The 392-nt window shown below is 54.6% G+C and carries 1 pseudogene; it reads right to left on the bottom strand.

Annotation, left to right across the window (positions count from 1 at the left end):
- Positions 1-329 (bottom strand): annotated as a pseudogene (locus ACKLKD_RS28035) (IS6-like element IS26 family transposase); the annotation flags it as partial.
- Positions 330-392 lie beyond the last annotated feature (63 nt).

The raw sequence follows: 392 nt of genomic DNA, 5'->3' as shown, positions 1-392 counted from the left end.
CGACGGGAGGAGAGATAAAAATCGACAGTGCGGCCCCGGCTGTCGACGGCCCGGTACAGATACGCCCAGCGGCCATTGACCTTCACGTAGGTTTCATCCATGTGCCACGGGCAAAGATCGGAAGGGTTACGCCAGTACCAGCGCAGCCGTTTTTCCATTTCAGGCGCATAACGCTGAACCCAGCGGTAAATCGTGGAGTGATCGACATTCACTCCGCGTTCAGCCAGCATCTCCTGCAGCTCACGGTAACTGATGCCGTATTTGCAGTACCAGCGTACGGCCCACAGAATGATGTCACGCTGAAAATGCCGGCCTTTGAATGGGTTCATGTGCAGCTCCATCAGCAAAAGGGGATGATAAGTTTATCACCACCGACTATTTGCAACAGTGCC

Source organism: Klebsiella sp. 10982 (assembly GCF_048589245.1).
Classification (GTDB): domain Bacteria; phylum Pseudomonadota; class Gammaproteobacteria; order Enterobacterales; family Enterobacteriaceae; genus Klebsiella; species Klebsiella quasivariicola.
The sequence above is the reverse complement of the archived record's forward strand: the minus strand, read 5'-3'. Positions and strand labels throughout refer to the sequence as shown.